The organism is Pseudomonas sp. R84 (assembly GCF_009834515.1).
Classification (GTDB): domain Bacteria; phylum Pseudomonadota; class Gammaproteobacteria; order Pseudomonadales; family Pseudomonadaceae; genus Aquipseudomonas.
Genome location: NZ_CP019426.1, coordinates 790,138 through 805,958 on the forward strand (window position 1 = coordinate 790,138; position 15,821 = coordinate 805,958).

15 protein-coding genes are annotated in these 15,821 nt (G+C 60.7%); 11 read left to right on the top strand and 4 right to left on the bottom strand.

Annotation, left to right across the window (positions count from 1 at the left end):
* Positions 1 to 6: 6 nt before the first annotated feature.
* From PspR84_RS03430 to PspR84_RS03440, 3 genes are read left to right on the top strand one after another with little or no spacing between them, the layout of a single operon-like run.
* A complete protein-coding gene (locus PspR84_RS03430; protein WP_160055482.1) occupies positions 7 to 1,338 on the top strand; it encodes a contractile injection system protein, VgrG/Pvc8 family in 1,332 nt (443 codons plus the stop codon).
* Entirely contained in the window at positions 1,335 to 2,129 is a 795-nt protein-coding gene (locus tag PspR84_RS03435) for a DUF4123 domain-containing protein (protein WP_160055484.1), read from the top strand. Before PspR84_RS03430 ends, PspR84_RS03435 begins: the two co-directional genes overlap by 4 nt.
* Positions 2,130 to 2,146: 17 nt before the next feature.
* A complete protein-coding gene (locus PspR84_RS03440; RefSeq protein WP_160055486.1) occupies positions 2,147 to 3,022 on the top strand; it encodes an alpha/beta hydrolase in 876 nt (291 codons plus the stop codon).
* Here the strand turns inward: PspR84_RS03440 and PspR84_RS03445 are convergent.
* Positions 3,016 to 4,365, bottom strand: a complete 1,350-nt coding sequence (locus tag PspR84_RS03445; RefSeq protein WP_160055488.1) for an MATE family efflux transporter — start codon at positions 4,363 to 4,365, stop codon at positions 3,016 to 3,018. The genes PspR84_RS03440 and PspR84_RS03445 overlap by 7 nt on opposite strands.
* A gap of 230 nt (positions 4,366 to 4,595) precedes the next feature.
* Positions 4,596 to 4,889, bottom strand: coding sequence for a hypothetical protein (locus PspR84_RS03450; protein ID WP_007914623.1), 294 nt, complete (start codon positions 4,887 to 4,889; stop codon positions 4,596 to 4,598).
* 245 nt (positions 4,890 to 5,134) lie between these two features.
* Here PspR84_RS03450 and PspR84_RS03455 point away from each other — a divergent pair, with 245 nt between their 5' ends.
* From PspR84_RS03455 to PspR84_RS03475, 5 genes are all read left to right on the top strand, one after another.
* Positions 5,135 to 5,437 (top strand): MazG-like family protein, encoded by a 303-nt coding sequence (locus PspR84_RS03455; RefSeq protein WP_160055490.1) that lies wholly within the window; start codon positions 5,135 to 5,137, stop codon positions 5,435 to 5,437.
* The gene (locus PspR84_RS03460; protein WP_160055492.1) at positions 5,437 to 6,186 is read left to right on the top strand and encodes a methyltransferase domain-containing protein; all 750 of its coding nucleotides are present in this window, start codon (positions 5,437 to 5,439) and stop codon (positions 6,184 to 6,186) included. Before PspR84_RS03455 ends, PspR84_RS03460 begins: the two co-directional genes overlap by 1 nt.
* A gap of 12 nt (positions 6,187 to 6,198) precedes the next feature.
* The gene (locus PspR84_RS03465) at positions 6,199 to 6,813 is read left to right on the top strand and encodes a DUF4136 domain-containing protein (RefSeq protein ID WP_160055494.1); all 615 of its coding nucleotides are present in this window, start codon (positions 6,199 to 6,201) and stop codon (positions 6,811 to 6,813) included.
* 54 nt (positions 6,814 to 6,867) lie between these two features.
* Positions 6,868 to 7,425 carry a DUF4136 domain-containing protein gene (locus PspR84_RS03470; protein WP_160055496.1) on the top strand — a complete coding sequence of 186 codons (558 nt, stop codon included), beginning with the start codon at positions 6,868 to 6,870 and terminating at the stop codon, positions 7,423 to 7,425.
* 237 nt (positions 7,426 to 7,662) lie between these two features.
* Complete coding sequence (locus PspR84_RS03475; protein WP_160055498.1) at positions 7,663 to 9,660, top strand: pilus assembly protein TadG-related protein; 1,998 nt, start codon at positions 7,663 to 7,665, stop codon at positions 9,658 to 9,660.
* Here the strand turns inward: PspR84_RS03475 and PspR84_RS03480 are convergent.
* Both PspR84_RS03480 and PspR84_RS03485 read right to left on the bottom strand, forming a co-directional pair.
* Complete coding sequence (locus PspR84_RS03480; RefSeq protein ID WP_160055500.1) at positions 9,657 to 12,410, bottom strand: PAS domain-containing sensor histidine kinase; 2,754 nt, start codon at positions 12,408 to 12,410, stop codon at positions 9,657 to 9,659. The two genes, PspR84_RS03475 and PspR84_RS03480, sit on opposite strands and share 4 nt — an antisense overlap.
* Positions 12,407 to 12,850, bottom strand: coding sequence for a TadE/TadG family type IV pilus assembly protein (locus PspR84_RS03485; protein ID WP_160055502.1), 444 nt, complete (start codon positions 12,848 to 12,850; stop codon positions 12,407 to 12,409). Before PspR84_RS03485 ends, PspR84_RS03480 begins: the two co-directional genes overlap by 4 nt.
* 75 nt (positions 12,851 to 12,925) lie before the next feature.
* Between PspR84_RS03485 and PspR84_RS03490 the strand changes: the two genes are divergently transcribed.
* The 3 genes from PspR84_RS03490 (at position 12,926) to PspR84_RS03500 (ending at position 15,713) form a co-directional block, all read left to right on the top strand.
* Positions 12,926 to 13,396: a prepilin peptidase gene (locus tag PspR84_RS03490; RefSeq protein ID WP_127925693.1), complete on the top strand. Its 471-nt coding sequence runs from the start codon at positions 12,926 to 12,928 to the stop codon at positions 13,394 to 13,396.
* A 126-nt stretch (positions 13,397 to 13,522) separates the two neighbouring features.
* On the top strand, positions 13,523 to 14,311 hold the full coding sequence (locus PspR84_RS03495; protein ID WP_160055504.1) for a response regulator transcription factor: 789 nt from the start codon (positions 13,523 to 13,525) through the stop codon (positions 14,309 to 14,311).
* Between the two features lie 1,039 nt (positions 14,312 to 15,350).
* Positions 15,351 to 15,713 carry a DUF6124 family protein gene (locus PspR84_RS03500; protein ID WP_160055506.1) on the top strand — a complete coding sequence of 121 codons (363 nt, stop codon included), beginning with the start codon at positions 15,351 to 15,353 and terminating at the stop codon, positions 15,711 to 15,713.
* Positions 15,714 to 15,821 lie beyond the last annotated feature (108 nt).

Consider the following 15,821-nt stretch of genomic DNA (forward strand, 5'->3'; position numbering starts at 1 on the left):
CCGCCCATGTTCGAACCAGTCAACGAGTCGTCGTTTCGTCTCGATGTTGCGGGCCTGTCCGACCCCTTCGAAGTCCTGGCCTTTACCGGTAGCGAAGCCCTCAGCGAATCCTTTGCGTTCGAGATCGATGTGTTGATCGACGATCCGCACCTGGATCTCGCCGGTCTGCTTTACCGTTCGGCGTTCCTCTGTTTCGGGCCGTCGGGGGAGGGTGTGCACGGGCAATTGCAGAGCCTTGTCCAGCATGAGCATGGACAAGGTCTGCGGTTGAGCCGGATCCGTCTGGGGCCGAAACTGGGTTGCCTGGCGCTGCGCTTCAGCCAACGAATCTTCAGTGGCCGTTCGGTGCCGCAGATCATCGAACAGGTGCTCAGAGAGCATGGGATCGTCGGTGCCCAGCGCCGCTTCGAGTTACACGGGGAGTACGCGCCCCGAACGTTCTGCACCCAATACCGCGAATCCGATCTGCAACTGCTCCAGCGCCTGTGCGCGCAGGCGCGGATTCACTATTACTTTGAGCACGACCGTGACCGGCATTGTCTGATTTTCGCCGATGATCCGGCGCGGTTGCCCTTGGCCGGTGCCGCGCGGTATCAGCGCGAGGACGATGGGCATAACGCTGCGCGCACCTTGCACCACTGGCAGTTGCAAGAGACCGTGCAGGCCGGCTCATCGGGCCTGCAACAGGCCGAAGGTCAAAGTGAGCTGGCGGCGTTGCGCAGCGGTCATTGGCTGCGATTGGCCGGTCATCCTTTCGCCGAATGCAATCGCCCATGGTTGCTCACTCGTATTGAACATCGCGCCGATCCCTCCCTCGAACGTCCCTATGCCAACCACTTGTTTGGGGCGCTGCAGGTGCCGTGTACATCAGCCACAGCGCCATCGCGCATGCACAGCCTGCAACGAGCCTGGGTGGTGGAGGTCGATGAGCCACAACCCGATCGTTTGCGCCCGGTGGCGGTGCAATTCGATTGGCTCTATCAAGGCGAAGGCGCTGCGCCGAGTCACTGTTGGCTACCGCTCGCACCGTCCCTGGCGCAAACGGCAATGGCGGCGCTGAGAGATGGCGTCGAGGTGGTGGTGAGCTTTTTCGAGGGTGATCCGGATCAACCGATGATCAGCGGTGTATTGCAACCGCCACTTGCCCTCACCGACACCGACAATGCCCCGACACTGCCCGACAACCTGGTGAGTGAAGGCCTGCAGCAACTACTGGCGTGTGGTGAGCCGTTGGTGCTGTTATGCCTGATCCCCGGCGGCGGCAGTTTCAGTCACTGCGCAGAACCAGTGTGCAGTTGTCGACTGGTCACCGCCCTTGAACAGAGTGGCGCAACATGAGTGGTGTGGCGTTTGAGCCCATGGCGCAGTGGCTATTGCTCGATGGCACGGATGCACCGCAGGCCTTGCGGGTATTGCGCCAGGCCTTTGCCGACGTGCGGTGCTTCAAGCTGTTTGATGGCACCGAGTTTGAACCGGTCAGCGAGCATGGCCCGCGGCTGATCGAGTTACGCGATTGCCCGGCGCTGGCCGCGTTGTGTCACAGCGATCCGAACACCTGGCGCGGGCTGTTGCTGGGCAGTGAGGTCTCGGCGCAACAGTTGCTGAGACACTTGCAGCGCATGCTCACAGTGTCGTTCGGATTGAGTCATCGGGCCTTGCTCAGCTATTACAACCGACAGACCGCGAGCTATTTTTTCGACGCCTGTAACGCCACCGAACTGAGCCGCTGGCTCGGCCCGATCCGCCAGTTGCGCTGGTTCGGCGGAACCTGGGCCGATTGCGCAATTGGCAGCCAGGGCTGGCAGCAGTTGCGCAATCCGGGGCTTGCCGTCGAACCGTTGAGCATCGAAGAAAGTCTGACCCGGCGCCAGCGCGAACGCTTGCAGACTTGCCTGCTGGAACAACACATCTGGCGCTGGTGCCAATCGTTGGGAACCGATTACGCGACGATGTCCTCCCATGTTCAACAAGGTCTGGCGCTGGGATTCAGCGATCGCACCGTGCTCGATGGCTGGTTATGGCTACGCTTGCTGCATCCGCGTGCCGTGCTGGTGCCACCGCCGGTGGGGCTGACCCAGCAGCAGCGGCTTGACCATGTACGACGCCAGTGGCACGGCGATCAGTCCTGAGGCGAGGTTCGGCGCGTATGACACGGTTTTTCCGGCAATGGATTGGCACAGTGATCGGCATCGTGTTGCTGCTGGTGCTGAGCGGTTGTTCGCCGGTGCAGGTGCTCAATGCGCTGACCCCGGACAGCACTTACGAAAAAACCGTGGGCATCGCGTATGGCGACGACCCGCGGCAGAAGCTCGATGTATATGTGCCGCATCAGCCGATGTCCGGCGCGCCGGTGGTGGTGTTTTTCTATGGCGGCAGCTGGAACAGCGGTTCGCGCGTCGACTACCACTTTGTCGGAGAAGCGCTGGCGTCGCGGGGGATTGTCACGGTGGTGGCGGATTACCGCTTGTATCCGCAAGTGCGTTATCCACTGTTTCTGCAGGACGGGGCGCGGGCGGTGGCGTGGACCAAAGCGCATATTCGCGAGTTTTCCGGCAACCCGCAGCGCTTGTATTTGATGGGCCACAGCTCCGGCGGGTACAACGCGGCGATGCTTGCGCTGGATGGTGAATGGCTTGCGGCCGTGGGCATTTCGCCCAAGGATTTGCGGGGCTGGATCGGTCTGGCCGGGCCTTATGACTTCCTGCCGATCAAGAATCCCGAGGTGCGCCCGGTGTTCTTCTGGCCGGACTCACCGCCGCAATCGCAACCGATCAATCATGTCAGTCGCGGCGCACCACCCGCGCTGCTGATTGCCGCGAGCAAGGATGATCTGGTCAACCCGACGCGCAACACCGGCGGTCTCGCCAGCAAGCTGCGCGAGGCCGGCGTGCCGGTGCAGGATCTGTATTACTCGCGGCCCAGCCACATAACCTTGGTGGCCAGTCTGTCGCGACCGTTGCGGCGCCTGGCGCCAGTGCTCGATCAGGTCGTCGGGTTTATCGCGCGCACGCCGAGTCAGTGAGCAGCGCCGCTGAACCAGCCGTCGTTGCGCTTGAGCCACCAGGCTTGGGCACCCAGGGTCAGGCTGCGCAAGACCATGAACAGCAGAAAAGATATCCACAGGCCGTGATTGCCCAAGTCTTGCAGCGCCCAGGCGAACGGCAGGAGCAAAACCACGGTGATCAGCATGCCGTTGCGCATTTCCCGAGCGCGGGTGGCACCAATGAACAGTCCGTCAAGCAAGTAACTCCAGACCGCAATCAATGGCAGCACGGCGAGGTAGGGCAGGTAGACGAACGCTGTGTCGCGTACGCTCTGGATATCGGTCTGCATCTCGATGAACAGGTGCCCGGCGAGCAAAAACAGCGCGGCAAATCCGAGGCTGGCGATCAGCGACCAGCCGCCGGCCACCACCAGTGAACGACGCAAGGCCAGACGATCGCGGGCACCGATGGCGTGTCCGCACAAGGCCTCGACGGCATGGGCCAGGCCGTCCAGCGCATGCGCCGTGAGTAGCAAGCCATTAAGCAGCAACGCGTTGGCGGCCACCGTCGAATCGCCCAGCCGCGCGCCTTGTACGGTGATCAGGAAAAACACCGATTGCAGCGCCAGGCTGCGAATGAAGATATCGCGGTTGACCGCCAGCAACGGGCGCCAGCTCTGCCAGATTTTCAACGCCGCCCAGACGATGTGCCCCGGATACGCCCGCAGTGCCTTGCGGGTCAGCAGTAGTCCAAGCAGGGCGCCACTCCATTCGGCGATCACCGAGGCCCGCGCCGAACCGACCACGCCCCAGTCCAGGCCGATGACGAACCACAGATTGAGGACGATGTTGATCAGGTTGGTGCTCAGCAGAATCGCCAGCGGCGCCCGGGCGTTTTGCGTGCCGAGAAACCAGCCGACCAGCGCATAACTGGCCAGCGCCGCAGGCAGTCCGAACAAGCGCGTGTGGAAAAAATCACGAGTGAGCTGATCCAGCTCCGCCGACGGTTGCATGAAGTGCAACGCAACACCACTCAGCGGCACACCCAAAGTGCCAAGCACCAGTGCCAGCCCCATCGCCAGCAGCAAGCCTTGCAACAGAATCTGCCGCAATGCTGCACCGTCGCTGCGCCCCGCAGCCTGCGCGGCAAACCCGGTGGTGCCCATGCGCAGGAAACCCATGGCCCAGGCGAGAAAGGTGTACAGGCTGGCGCCGACCGCCACCGCGCCCAACTGATGGGCGTGGGGCAGGTGGCCGATGACAGTGCTGTCGACCAGCGCCACCAGCGGTACGGAAATATTGGAAAGAATCATCGGCGCAGCGAGCGCCCAGACCTTGCGGTGAGTTGGGCGGTCGCGCCAGTCGGCGATCAGAGTGGACATGCGGGCTCCTTGGGGGAGCGGCATTGTAGCGGTAGAAGCCACCCTCACCCCAGCCCTCTCCCAGAGGGAGAGGGAGCCGACCGAGGTGTCTGGCGTCATCCATCGACCTGAGAGAATGTGCCGATTATGGATTCGCTGACACTCGCTCAAGTCGGTGTAGCTCTTGAATATCCCCCGGTCAGTCCCCTCTCCCTCCGGGAGAGGGTTAGGGTGAGGGGCTCTTCAACGGCCTAATGAATAATCCAGCTCAATAACCACAACCCGAGCAACAACCAGATAATCCCGGCAATGATCGACGCATTCATGAACGCGCGAATCGCCGACCACAACAGCATCAGCCCGACGATCAGCGCGATGATGCTGATGATCGAGGTGTCCATGCCCAGCGTCTTCGCCAGCCCGTCGACAAAGTTGCCGCCGGCATTGCTCAGAATGTTGAACAAACCACTGAGGCCATCAACGATAAAGCGGATGACCGAACCGAGCGCCTGGCCGAGCCATTCGAAAAAGCTTTCTACCTGCATGTGTGCATCCTGATGAAAGAGCTGAGCCTTGGGCCACAACGCGGGTGGCCGAGTTCCCTGCATGATAGAAGGTTTGCACCCATTCTGTGTGGGAGCGAGCCTGCTCGCGAATACGGTGGATCAGATAACTGATGGGTTGAATGACACACCGCTTTCGCGAGCAGGCTCGCTCCCACAATAGATCATCTGTGCTGCTTGCCTTTGGTGGGTATCCCCCCGAAGCTATACGCCTTCAGGAGAGCCCGATGAACCTTGTTGAACTGACCGAACGCCTGCACGCCATTCGCGACCGCAATGACTGGCGGCAATTTCACAGCCCGAAAAACCTTTCCATGGCGGCGAGTGTCGAGATGTCCGAGCTGGTGGAAATCTTCCAGTGGCTGACGGAAGACCAGTCGCGCCAGTTACCTGCTGACAAACTCGCCCATGCCGGACAGGAAGTTGGCGACATCGTGCTGTATCTGTTGCTGCTGTGCAGCGAGCTGGGGTTGGACATGAATGAAGTGGTGCGCAGCAAGCTCGCCGACAGCGAACGGCGGTTCAACTGATGAGCGACCGGCATTTCGATCAGTTGGCGACGCGTTTCGCCGAAAAAATCTACGGTGGCGCCAAAGGTGCGATCCGTCTCGCGGTGTTGCAGGCTGACCTGGCCGAAGCGTTACCGGATCGCCCGTTGCGGGTGCTCGACATTGGCGGTGGTCTTGGCCACATGTCGCTGTGGCTGGCCGAACGCGGCCACGACGTGACTTTCACCGAGCCGGCCGCACCGATGCTCGACGGCGCGCGTCAGCGCTTCGCCGAAGCCGGGCAGACCGCGACATTCATTCAGGCACCATGGCAGGAACTGCTCGGCCAACTCACTGAACCGTACGATCTGGTGATCTGCCACGCCGTGCTGGAATGGCTCGCCGAACCCCACGCGATCCTGCCGGTGCTGCATCAACTGACCAAACCCGGTGGCTGGTTGTCGCTGGCGTTCTACAACCGCGACGCGCTGATCTACCGCAACCTGCTCAAAGGCCATTTCAAGAAAATGCGCAAGAACGCCATGGCCGGCGAAAAGCAGAGTCTGACTCCGCAGCAGCCGCTCGATCCACGAGAATTGGCAACGCAACTCGACGGCCTGTGGCAGGTCGAAACCCAGAGTGGGATCCGGGTTTTCCATGACTACATGCCAGTGGAATTCCAGGCCCGCGCCGAACTCGTCGATTTGCTCGAGATGGAGCTCGCTCACCGTCGTCACCCAAGCTTCGCCGGGCTTGGGCGCTATTTGCACTGGATCTGCCGGCCGATCTGATCGGAGCGCGACATGAAAGCTCAATCCGGGTTACTGCTGATGTGTCTGGGCTTGGCTGCTTGCCAGAGCAGCAACCCGTACGTGGCGCAATCGCGGCCCTTGCCTCCGGCGCCGCCGCAAGCGGTCACCACCTTCGACCGCAGCGCGTACCCGGCACCGCCGCGTGACTATGGGCGTTATCGCAGTTGGGCCTGGCTCAACGGGCAACTGCCGCCGGGCACGGCCTGGGCCGATTCGGCGCAAGTGGCCGAAGCGGTGAGCAATGCGCTGGATCAGCGCGGCTTGCGCCCGTTGCACGACAATCGCCCGGCCGACTTGCTGGTCAGCGCCGATCTGCGTCTGGAAACCCGCTTGCGTCAGGTCCAGGACGACTACGGTTATTACGGCGGTGGATACGGTGGCTATGATCGCTATGGTCGCGGTTACGGCATGTACAACACGGTGCCGATCGTGCGCACCTATTCCGAGCAAGTCGTGGTGGTGCAGGTCAATCTGTTCGACGCCGGCAGCGGTCAGCCGGTGTGGAGCGCGAGCGCCGAAACCGCGAACAAGGGCAGCGAAATCGATCGCACCGACTCGATCCGCGAGGCTGTGGAAAAGGCCATGTCGGCGTATCCTCCCAGTTAGCTTCCTGCCAATCAGAAGCTGCCGCAGGTTCATGTCTTCAACCGGAGAAAACCCATGTTCCGCCGTCTCGCTTTACTGGCCATGGCCGTGCTGCTCAGCGCCTGCGCCGCCAACCAGGTCAACCATGACTTCGATGCCAGCCGCGACTTTGCCGCCTATCGCAGCTGGAGCTGGAAAGACCCCGCCCTGCAATACCGCCCCGATGATCCGCGGATCAAAAGCGACCTGACCGAGCAACGCATTCGCCAGGCTGTGGCCGATCAGCTCGACCAGCGCGGTTTGCGTCCAGCGGCGGCGGGTGCCAAGGGTGACTTGTATGTGCAGACTTACCTGATCGTCGAGGATCGTCAGCAGCAAGTGACGACCAACTACGGCGGCGGCTGGGGCGGCCCGTGGAACGGCTACTGGGGCGCGCCGATGTACAACGAAACGCGCAACATCACCTACAAGGTGGCGACCATCCAGATCGACCTGCTCGACGGCAAGGATGGCAAACTGGTATGGCGCGGCAGTGATGAGCAGATGCTGTCCGGCAAGCCGAATCCCGATGATCGCAGCAATGCCATCCGCGAGACGGTCGGGCGGATTCTGGCCAACTATCCACCGCGCTGAATCCGTTAAAAAGTCGGAGCTGTTGAGCTCCGATTTTTTTGTTCCACCCTAAATTCTAATGTGGGAGCGAGCCTGCTCGCGAAAGCAGGGTGTCATTCAACTGTTATTTATCTGACACGACGCCTTCGCGAGCAGGCTCGCTCCCACAGGGATGTTTGTCTGTTCAAAATGGCGCGTTGCCATTAGGCGTGTCTACACTCAATTGCACCAATGGAGCTAGCGGCAAAGGAGTGCGCCATGTCGCCTCGTTCGCGATTCAACGGCCCGGCCCGCCAGCGCGGGGCGATTGGCTTGATGGCTGCGGCCACCCTCAGTCTGGCGGTGGTGATGCTGCTGTTGGTGGTCGACACCGGCCGCTTGTACATGGAACAACGCAAATTGCAGCGGGTGGTGGACAACGCCGCCCTCGAAGCCGTCAGCCGTGGCGGTAATTGCCTGCCGGGCCTGAGCGCCGCCAGTTATGCCGGGCAAAGCGCCGTGCGCAATGGCTACATCGTCGATGCCAGCAATACCCTAGCCACCACGTGCGGCACCTTGGTGACGGCCGCCACCGGCCTGCGCACGTTCGCGGTAGATGCCACGCAAGCAGCAGCGGTCAAAGTCGTCGCCAGTCGCACGCTGACCACCAGTTTTGCCGGTGGTATACAGGCCTTGTTCAGCGGTACACCGGTCAGTCTCAATACCACGCTCAATGCCTCGGCGGTGGCCGCCAAACCGCAGCCGACGGTGGCCCAACTGAATATTCGCAGCACCCTGGCCAGCATCGATACGGCCCAGTCGAACATCCTCAATCCGCTGTTTTCCGGGCTGCTCGGCGGCAACGTCAACCTCACGGCACTGGGCTGGGATGGCCTGCTGAACACCGACATCAACCTGCTCAAATACCTTGATCAACTGGCGATCAATCTCAACGTCGCGGCGGGCAATTACACGCAGTTGCTCAACACTCAGGCCACGGTGACGCAACTGATCCAGGCGGCGGCGACCGTGGTGCAACTCAATGGCGCGACCGCGCAGGTGACCACTGCGCTGGGCCAATTGCAGGTGGCGGCGATCAACGCGGCGCCGGTCAAACTGGGCGACATCCTGCAATTGCAGACCGGCACTACATCGGCAGGATTGGACGCCAATCTGCAACTGCTGCAGCTGATTCAGGGCGTGGTGCAACTGGCCAACAGCAAGAGTGCGGTGGCGGCGACGTTGCCGATCAGTGTGCTCGGGCTGGCGAATGTCACGGTGCGGGTGAAAGTGATCGAACCGCCGCAGTTTTCCGCGATTGGCGATCCGGCGCGGGCCAAGGTCAATCCGACCGGGGCGGACCGGATTTATGTGCGTACGGCGCAGGTTCGCACGCTGGTCTCCGTGAATCTGCCGGTACTGTCCGGGGTGACGGGGCTGACCAATGCCGTGCTGGGGCTGGTCGGTGGATTGACCCCGACCCTCAATGCACTACTGAGTCTGAATCTGGTCAGTACGCTCAATTCGGTCCTGTGCCTGTTGGGCGCGGGTTGCGAGCAACTTGATCCACAATTGCTGCCATCACCGCAAATCGACATCAGTCTGGATGCCGGCGGCGCCAAGAGTTATGTCACCGATTACAGCTGTCCGACGGGCACCACCGGCACCAAGAGCCTGACTGCGCATACCATTACGTCCATCGCTGACTTGAAACTCGGCAAGATCGATCCGGCCAATGCCTTTTCTTCAGCGGCCGAACCCACGGTGGCGCCTTTGGCGCTGATCGATCTGGGGATCGTCACCTGTCACAAAATCCTGCTGCTCGGCACCTGTGATCCTGCCACCCATGTTCCTTTCGGCGCGGGAGGCATCGGCATCATGCTCGACACCAGTGTCGGGCAAACTTCGCAAGACCTGGTGTTCACCAGCAGCACGCCGTTCGCCACCCCGGCCAACCTCAAACTGCCGCCGAGCATCTTGCCGGCCGCGCCAACCAGCAACATCGTCGGCAGCCTGTCGAGCACCCTCGCGGGCATCAACCTGATCGTCTACAAACCGCAGGGCAGCAACCCGTTGGGTGCCATCGTTACCGGCGTTGCCTCGTTGATCAGCGATGTCACCAACCGATTGTTGCCCGTGGTGACCGGTGCACTTAGTCCGTTGCTCGACCCGCTGCTGAACAACCTGCTCAAAGGTCTGGGCATCAATCTGATGGACGTCGACGTCGGTGCCAATATGACCTGCGGCCAGACCGGCAAGGCCTATCTGGTGATCTAGGCGTCCACGGCAACCGGCAACTCGATGCAGAACCGCGCGCCCTCCGCCGAATTGCGCACGCTCAACTGGCCGCCCATGTTGTCGATGATACCGTAGCTCACCGACAACCCTAGCCCGGTGCCGACGCCGATCGGTTTGGTGGTGAAGAACGGCTCGAAGATCCGCTCCAGCAGACGCGGATCAATGCCGCCGCCGTTGTCCTCGACCCACAACCGCACGTTCTGTTCATCGCGCTCGGCGTAGATCGCAATCCACGGTTTGAAGCTCGAGTCCTTCTCGCGTTTGCTCAACAACGCGTCGCGCGCATTGACCATCAGGTTGATCAGAACCTGCTCAAGCTGATCGACGTAGCCACGCACTTGCACCTCGAACCCTGTCTCGCTGATGTGCAAATCCACGCCTTTACCGCGCATGCCTTCGGCCAGCAGCGACAGCGTGCCTTCGATGGCCGAGGCGGGGTTGAACAGTTGCTGCTCAATCTCCGAACGCCGGCCGAATACCCGCATGTGATCGACCACTTTCGCGGCGCGCTGCACCTGCGCATCAATGCGGTTGAGTTTGTCGGTCAGGTAGTCGACCTGCACATCGCCGTTGCCCAGACGCTTGAGCACGTTGACGATGGCCATGCGCATCACGTTCAGCGGCTGATTGATTTCATGGGCAAGGCCGGTGGCCATTTCGCCGAGGGTGGCCATTTTCGCGCTTTGCGTGAGTTGTTGCTGCGAGCGGCGCACTTCGGTGTTGTCGCGGCCCACTGCTTGCACTTCGATCAATTGGCCGTGTTCATCGAACACGCCGCGATCGGACCAGACCCACCAGGCGTGTTCGCGGCCGGGCAGTTGCAGGCTGATTTCTGCGGTGCTTACCGGTTCATCTGCGGTCAGTGAAGCGAGGCGCAGGACGAATGCGGCGCGTTGTTCTTCGGACATCCAACTGCCCAGATCGACCCCCGGCAGTTGCTCCGGTGTGCATTCCAGGTACGTCGCCAACGGCCGGTTGCCGAAAGTCAGAATCAGGTCCGGGCGGTAGCGACAGATCATTGCCGGCGAGTCCTCCACCAGAATCCGGTAGCGCTCTTCACTCTTTTTCACCTGCTCGGCCGCCAGGGTCGCTTCGGTGACGTCCAGCCACAAACCGACCGCTTCCACCGGCAGGCCGAGGTCATTGCGCAGCAACCTGGCTTCATCGAGCAGCCAGTGATATTCACCATGCCGGTCGCGCAGCCGATAACGCGCGCGCACTGAGCCTTCACGCAGCAACTGGCGGCTGCGGGCGAAATACAGGTCGCGATCGTCAGGGTGGATCAGCTCGATCAGTGCACTGTTGCCGCAGTCCGCAAGACTCCAGCCCAGCAGCGGTTGCAGGCTGGCACTGAAGAACGCCGGGATCAGCGCGCCTTCGTGATACTGCTGGACGTAAATCACCGCCGGCGAACTGGCGATCAGGTTGTCGAGCCGTGCATGCGCGGCGGCGGCGCGTTGCTGCTGGTTCTGGATGTCGCTGATGTCGAGCATGAAACCGACTCGCCGGCGATGCTCGCCGCTGCCAATCACTTGGCCTTGCACGCGATACCACGTTGGCGCCTGCGCGGGATCGCCATTGCGCAGGCGCACCGACAGCGTCAGGGCTTCGCCATGTTGCTGCAAGGCCTGTAGACGGCTGCGCAACTCGTCGCGGTCGGCGGGATGGATCTGTGCCAGCCAGTCTTCCAGCGCCAGTCCGTCATTGTTCAGTTGCAGGGACGCAGCCAGCGCAGGCGCCAGTTGAATGTTGTCGTCACCGCCGAGGATTTCCCACCAGCCTGCACCCAACAGGGTTTGCAGCGCTTCGATGCGCTCCAGTTGCCGGTGATGCTGCTGTTCGCGCAGGCGCCCGAGCAACGGCCCGGCCAGCGCGGCGAGCAGCGCCATCCAGTCACGTTCGGTCAGGTACGGCGCGGCGCTGTCCACGGGATAAAACCCGCAGAGCAGCCAGGCCACCACACCGCGTTCATCGCTATACGGCACCGCGAAACCTTCGGCATTGCCAAACAGAGCCTGCACCCGTGAATGTTCATCGAGGCCATGGTGCGCGCCAACACGCTGCGGCGCAGCGCCGTTGAGGCTGTCCAGCGGCGTGCCGAGACGCTGATCGTCATGCCACAAAGTCGGCGCATCGTGGGCGCGATACTGGCGATAAATCTGCCAGCCCTGCGTCTCATCATCGAGTAAGGCCAACGCCAGACAAGGGATGTGCCAGTGCTGGGCAATCACCTGCAGTTGTTCGCTGACGATCACCGGCAAACGCAGCGGGCTGCACGCGCGCAACTGTTCGCTGATCTGCCCGGCAATCAATTGGCAGGCGTCACGCTGGCGCGATTGCTGGCGTTCGAACAGCAGGTCGGCGATATCGATCAACTGCATCAACCAGCCTTCGCCCTGCGGTTGCACCCAGCCACGCAAGTGCAAGGGCTGCTCGCCCAATCCCGAAAAGTCGAGATCGAGCAGTAGCCCTTGCCACTCCCTCGGCCGACCTTCGATGGTCAATGTGCTGTGGGGCAACAGATAGGCGCTCAGTGGCAAGGGTTGCTGGTGCGGTTTGTGCTGCGCCAGCAGATGGCGCAACGGGCCGGCCATTTGCAGCACGCCAGCGTCGTCGTTCAGGTACAGGTGCAAGCCTGTTGCGGGTGAGCCGAGTGGGTCGGGCAACTCGTGGGCGGCGGGCGGCGTGCGTTTGAGCAAGCGCCCGAAGAGTTTGTCCCCCGACGTCAAAATTGCAGACTCGATTTGGCGGTCAGGTAGGTGGGCAGGTTGGGCACTGGGCCAACGACCGGAAGCACCAGAAACGGCATGACCTGATTCAACTTGCTGACCGGATAATCCACTCGCACCGTCAGCAGGCCTGAAGCGCTGTATTGGCTGCTGGTATCAACGCCGACCACCAGGTTGAAGACCGGCGGAATCCAGGATAATTGCTGGGTCAGCGTAGCGTTCGCGGTGTTGAGCACCACCGTTGAATAGTTGGGCGTGTTGGGATCGACCGCGACACTGCGGCGTACCGCTTCGGAGGTGGCCTGGTTGAACGATTGCATCATCACCAAGGGCAGGCTGTAACTGACCAGACCGTAAAACACGGCGAAAAAAATGATGAACACCAAGGCGAACTCAATCGCCACCGCACCTTTTTGCGACTTCCGAAAGCCGGTTTTCATGAGTGCGTCTACCCTGACTGTCACTGCGTAGTATCAGCATAGAATCATTCAGCAAAAACGGACGGTTTTTACCGGATGCACAGTTTTATCCTCCTGATCTGGCTCGTGCTGTGCGCGGCGCAAGACGCCCGCCAGCGCCGCATTGCCAATGCTCTGACCCTCGGCGTCGCCGCACTGGCGCTGATCTGGCTGTTGTGCACCGGCAGCACCTGGCTGGGCGCGGAAGCGGGGCAGGGCGGTTGGGCCTGCCTGATTGCGCTGGCACTGACCCTGCCGGGTTTTTTCATGGGCCGCATGGGCGCCGGCGATGTGAAATTAATGACAGCTCTGGGGCTTGCGACGGACGGTCTGTTCATTCTTGGGGTATTTATTGGTGCTGGGCTCGCCAGCGTGGTCTGGATGCTGCTGGCGCCAAGAGTCTGGCTTCATATGAGTCAAGGGCTTAGAGATCGTCTGCGATATCTGGGGCCAACTATGTCAAAAAAGCTGCCATTTGCACCGTTTGTGCTGCTTGGGACGGTGCTTGTTCTGCTTTGGATCCATTAGTCGCCAAGCGCCATTAGTTCTATGTACATAGTCGGAAAGTACGTCTACTTTCAAAGGAACTGGTTATACAACCAAAGGCTGGCAGTACAGGAATGGTCAGCTTTGGCCTGGGACATGGAGTAGCACTTGAACAAGCTTACGTCTGCGGTAAAAGTCCTCGTGGTCGACGATCAGCCGTTGATTGTGGAGGAGTTGTGCGAGTTTCTTGAAAGTAGCGGTTATCGCTGTGTGCCGTGTGAGTCCAGTGCGCAGGCGATCGAGCGTTTCAGTGAGGACGCGGAGATCGGTCTGGTGCTGAGTGATCTGCACATGCCGGACATGGATGGCATTCAGTTGATTCAGGAATTGCAGCGGCTGGCGGGCAAGCATCGGGCGTTCGAGGCGATCATGCTGACTGGGCGTGCCGACAAGCAGGACGTGATCAAGGCGTTGCGTGCCGGGATTGCCGATTATTATCAGAAACCGATTGATCTGGATGAATTGCTCGAAGGTGTGCGGCGACAGGAGGTGGCTCTGCAGGAGCGGCAGAAGAATCTGCAACTGGGGCATTTGAATCAGAAGTTGCAGTATTTGTCTGAGTCGATTGATGACCTTTATCAGGATCTGGACAAGGTGCGGCGCAGTCCTTCGTCGGTGGTTCGCGATGGGTTGGGTGGTGAGCCCGCCGAGGTTGAGGCGCAGGAGATGCCGGCGATTTTCAATCAGTTGTCGCCGCGGCAACTGGATGTGGCGCGGTTGGTCGGTAAGGGGCAGACCAATTATCAGATTGCCTGTGAGTTGGGGATTACCGAGAACACGGTGAAGCTTTATGTTTCGCAGGTGTTGCGGTTGACGCATATGCATAATCGGACGCAGTTGGCTTTGGCTCTTTCGCCGAGTGCTTCGGCTGCGCGGCAGCGGGTTACGGCGCATTGACTTGGCGGCCTTTGGGCCGACCAGGTTCTTGGGGTTTGGTGTGTATATCCGTTTTTTTGGGTGTTGCGGCTGGCGGTTCCGCCCTTACGGCGGGTCACTTTTTCAGACGCCAAAAAGTAACCAAAAGGCTGGGCCCCGGCGTTCGGCCCCTCGCTGGGGCTCGGGGTTCCTTCGTTCCGGGATCTATCCGGGGGCATCGCCTACGGTTTGCTTCGCTGCACCTCCTCTCGATGTGTTTGGCTTCGCCAAACGGTCGCTGCGCTCCCACCCCCGGATAAATCCCTCCACTCAGCCTGCCGAAGGGGCCAACAGATCAAAAGCTGCAGCCGAGCTAACGCTCATCCTGTTGAGTGGTTAGGAGCGGGTGAGGGGCTTTTGATCTGGTTCAAAATCTGAATTCGACTCGATATTTCACGTCGGCGTAGCTCTCCCAAACACCACGGTCAGTCCCCTCTCCCTCTGGGAGAGGGTTAGGGTGAGGGGCTTTTGATCTATTTCATAATCTGAGTTCGACGCGGTATTTCACGTCGGCGTACCTTTTCCAAACACCTCGTTCAGTCCCCTCTCCCTCTGGGAGAGGGTTAGGGTGAGGGGCTTTTGATCTATTTCATAATCTGAGTTCGACGCGGTATTTCACGTCGGCGTACCTCTACCAAACACCCCGGTCAGTCCCCTCTCCCTCCGGGAGAGGGCTAGGGTGAGGGTTGGCTTTTGGCTGTTTAAATTTGTGGTAGATAACCAGAACCTTCCCACACTGTTTTCAGGTTGTCCGTCGGACGTGAGCTCTCTAGTCTTTGGCTGTCGCTGCCAATTCAGCGACCGGGTGTGGAAACCTGAATTTCAAGTAGATGCGTTGCATCGCTACCGCAATCATTGTCGGCGTCTTCTTTCGTCTGCAAACTGTGTCGCGGCGGCTGTGCGCGGGCAGGCTTCGGTCTGGCCGGTTGCCTACTTATCGGTTTTCCACCCTGCGTACAGCTGCCACCTTTTGTCGTGTGGAAACGACAAAGGTTGGCTCCTCAGCCAAGTAGGAGTTGTTATGGACAAACTGATCCCCGACCCACCCCACGAACCCCTCACCTCGCTCGAAGAAGCCATCCGCGCCGACAACCTCGCCAAAAACCGCGAAGCCATCAAACGCGCTCTCGATTTCTACCTCTGCCCCGAACCTGCAAAACCCCGCCAAGCCAGCACGATGTTTCTCATCCATCCGAAAATCGACACCGAAAGCCTGCTCGCCCACGCCTGCGAATCCCTGGCCTCGGCCAACACACTGGCCGGTAACTTTGCCGATCAGCTTGGTCGGCCTGAGCGCAATACCGCGCTGGCGATTCAGCAGATCATCATGCTCGCCGAACTGGCGGTAAACCAGGCATTGGATCGGGTGGATGCGCAGACCTGAACTGGCTGAAACACCGCGTCATCGTTCATCGCCAGCAGGCTGGCTCCCACAGGTGAAATGCATTTCAAAATGTGGGAGCGAGCTTGCTCGCGAAAGCGGTGGAGCAGT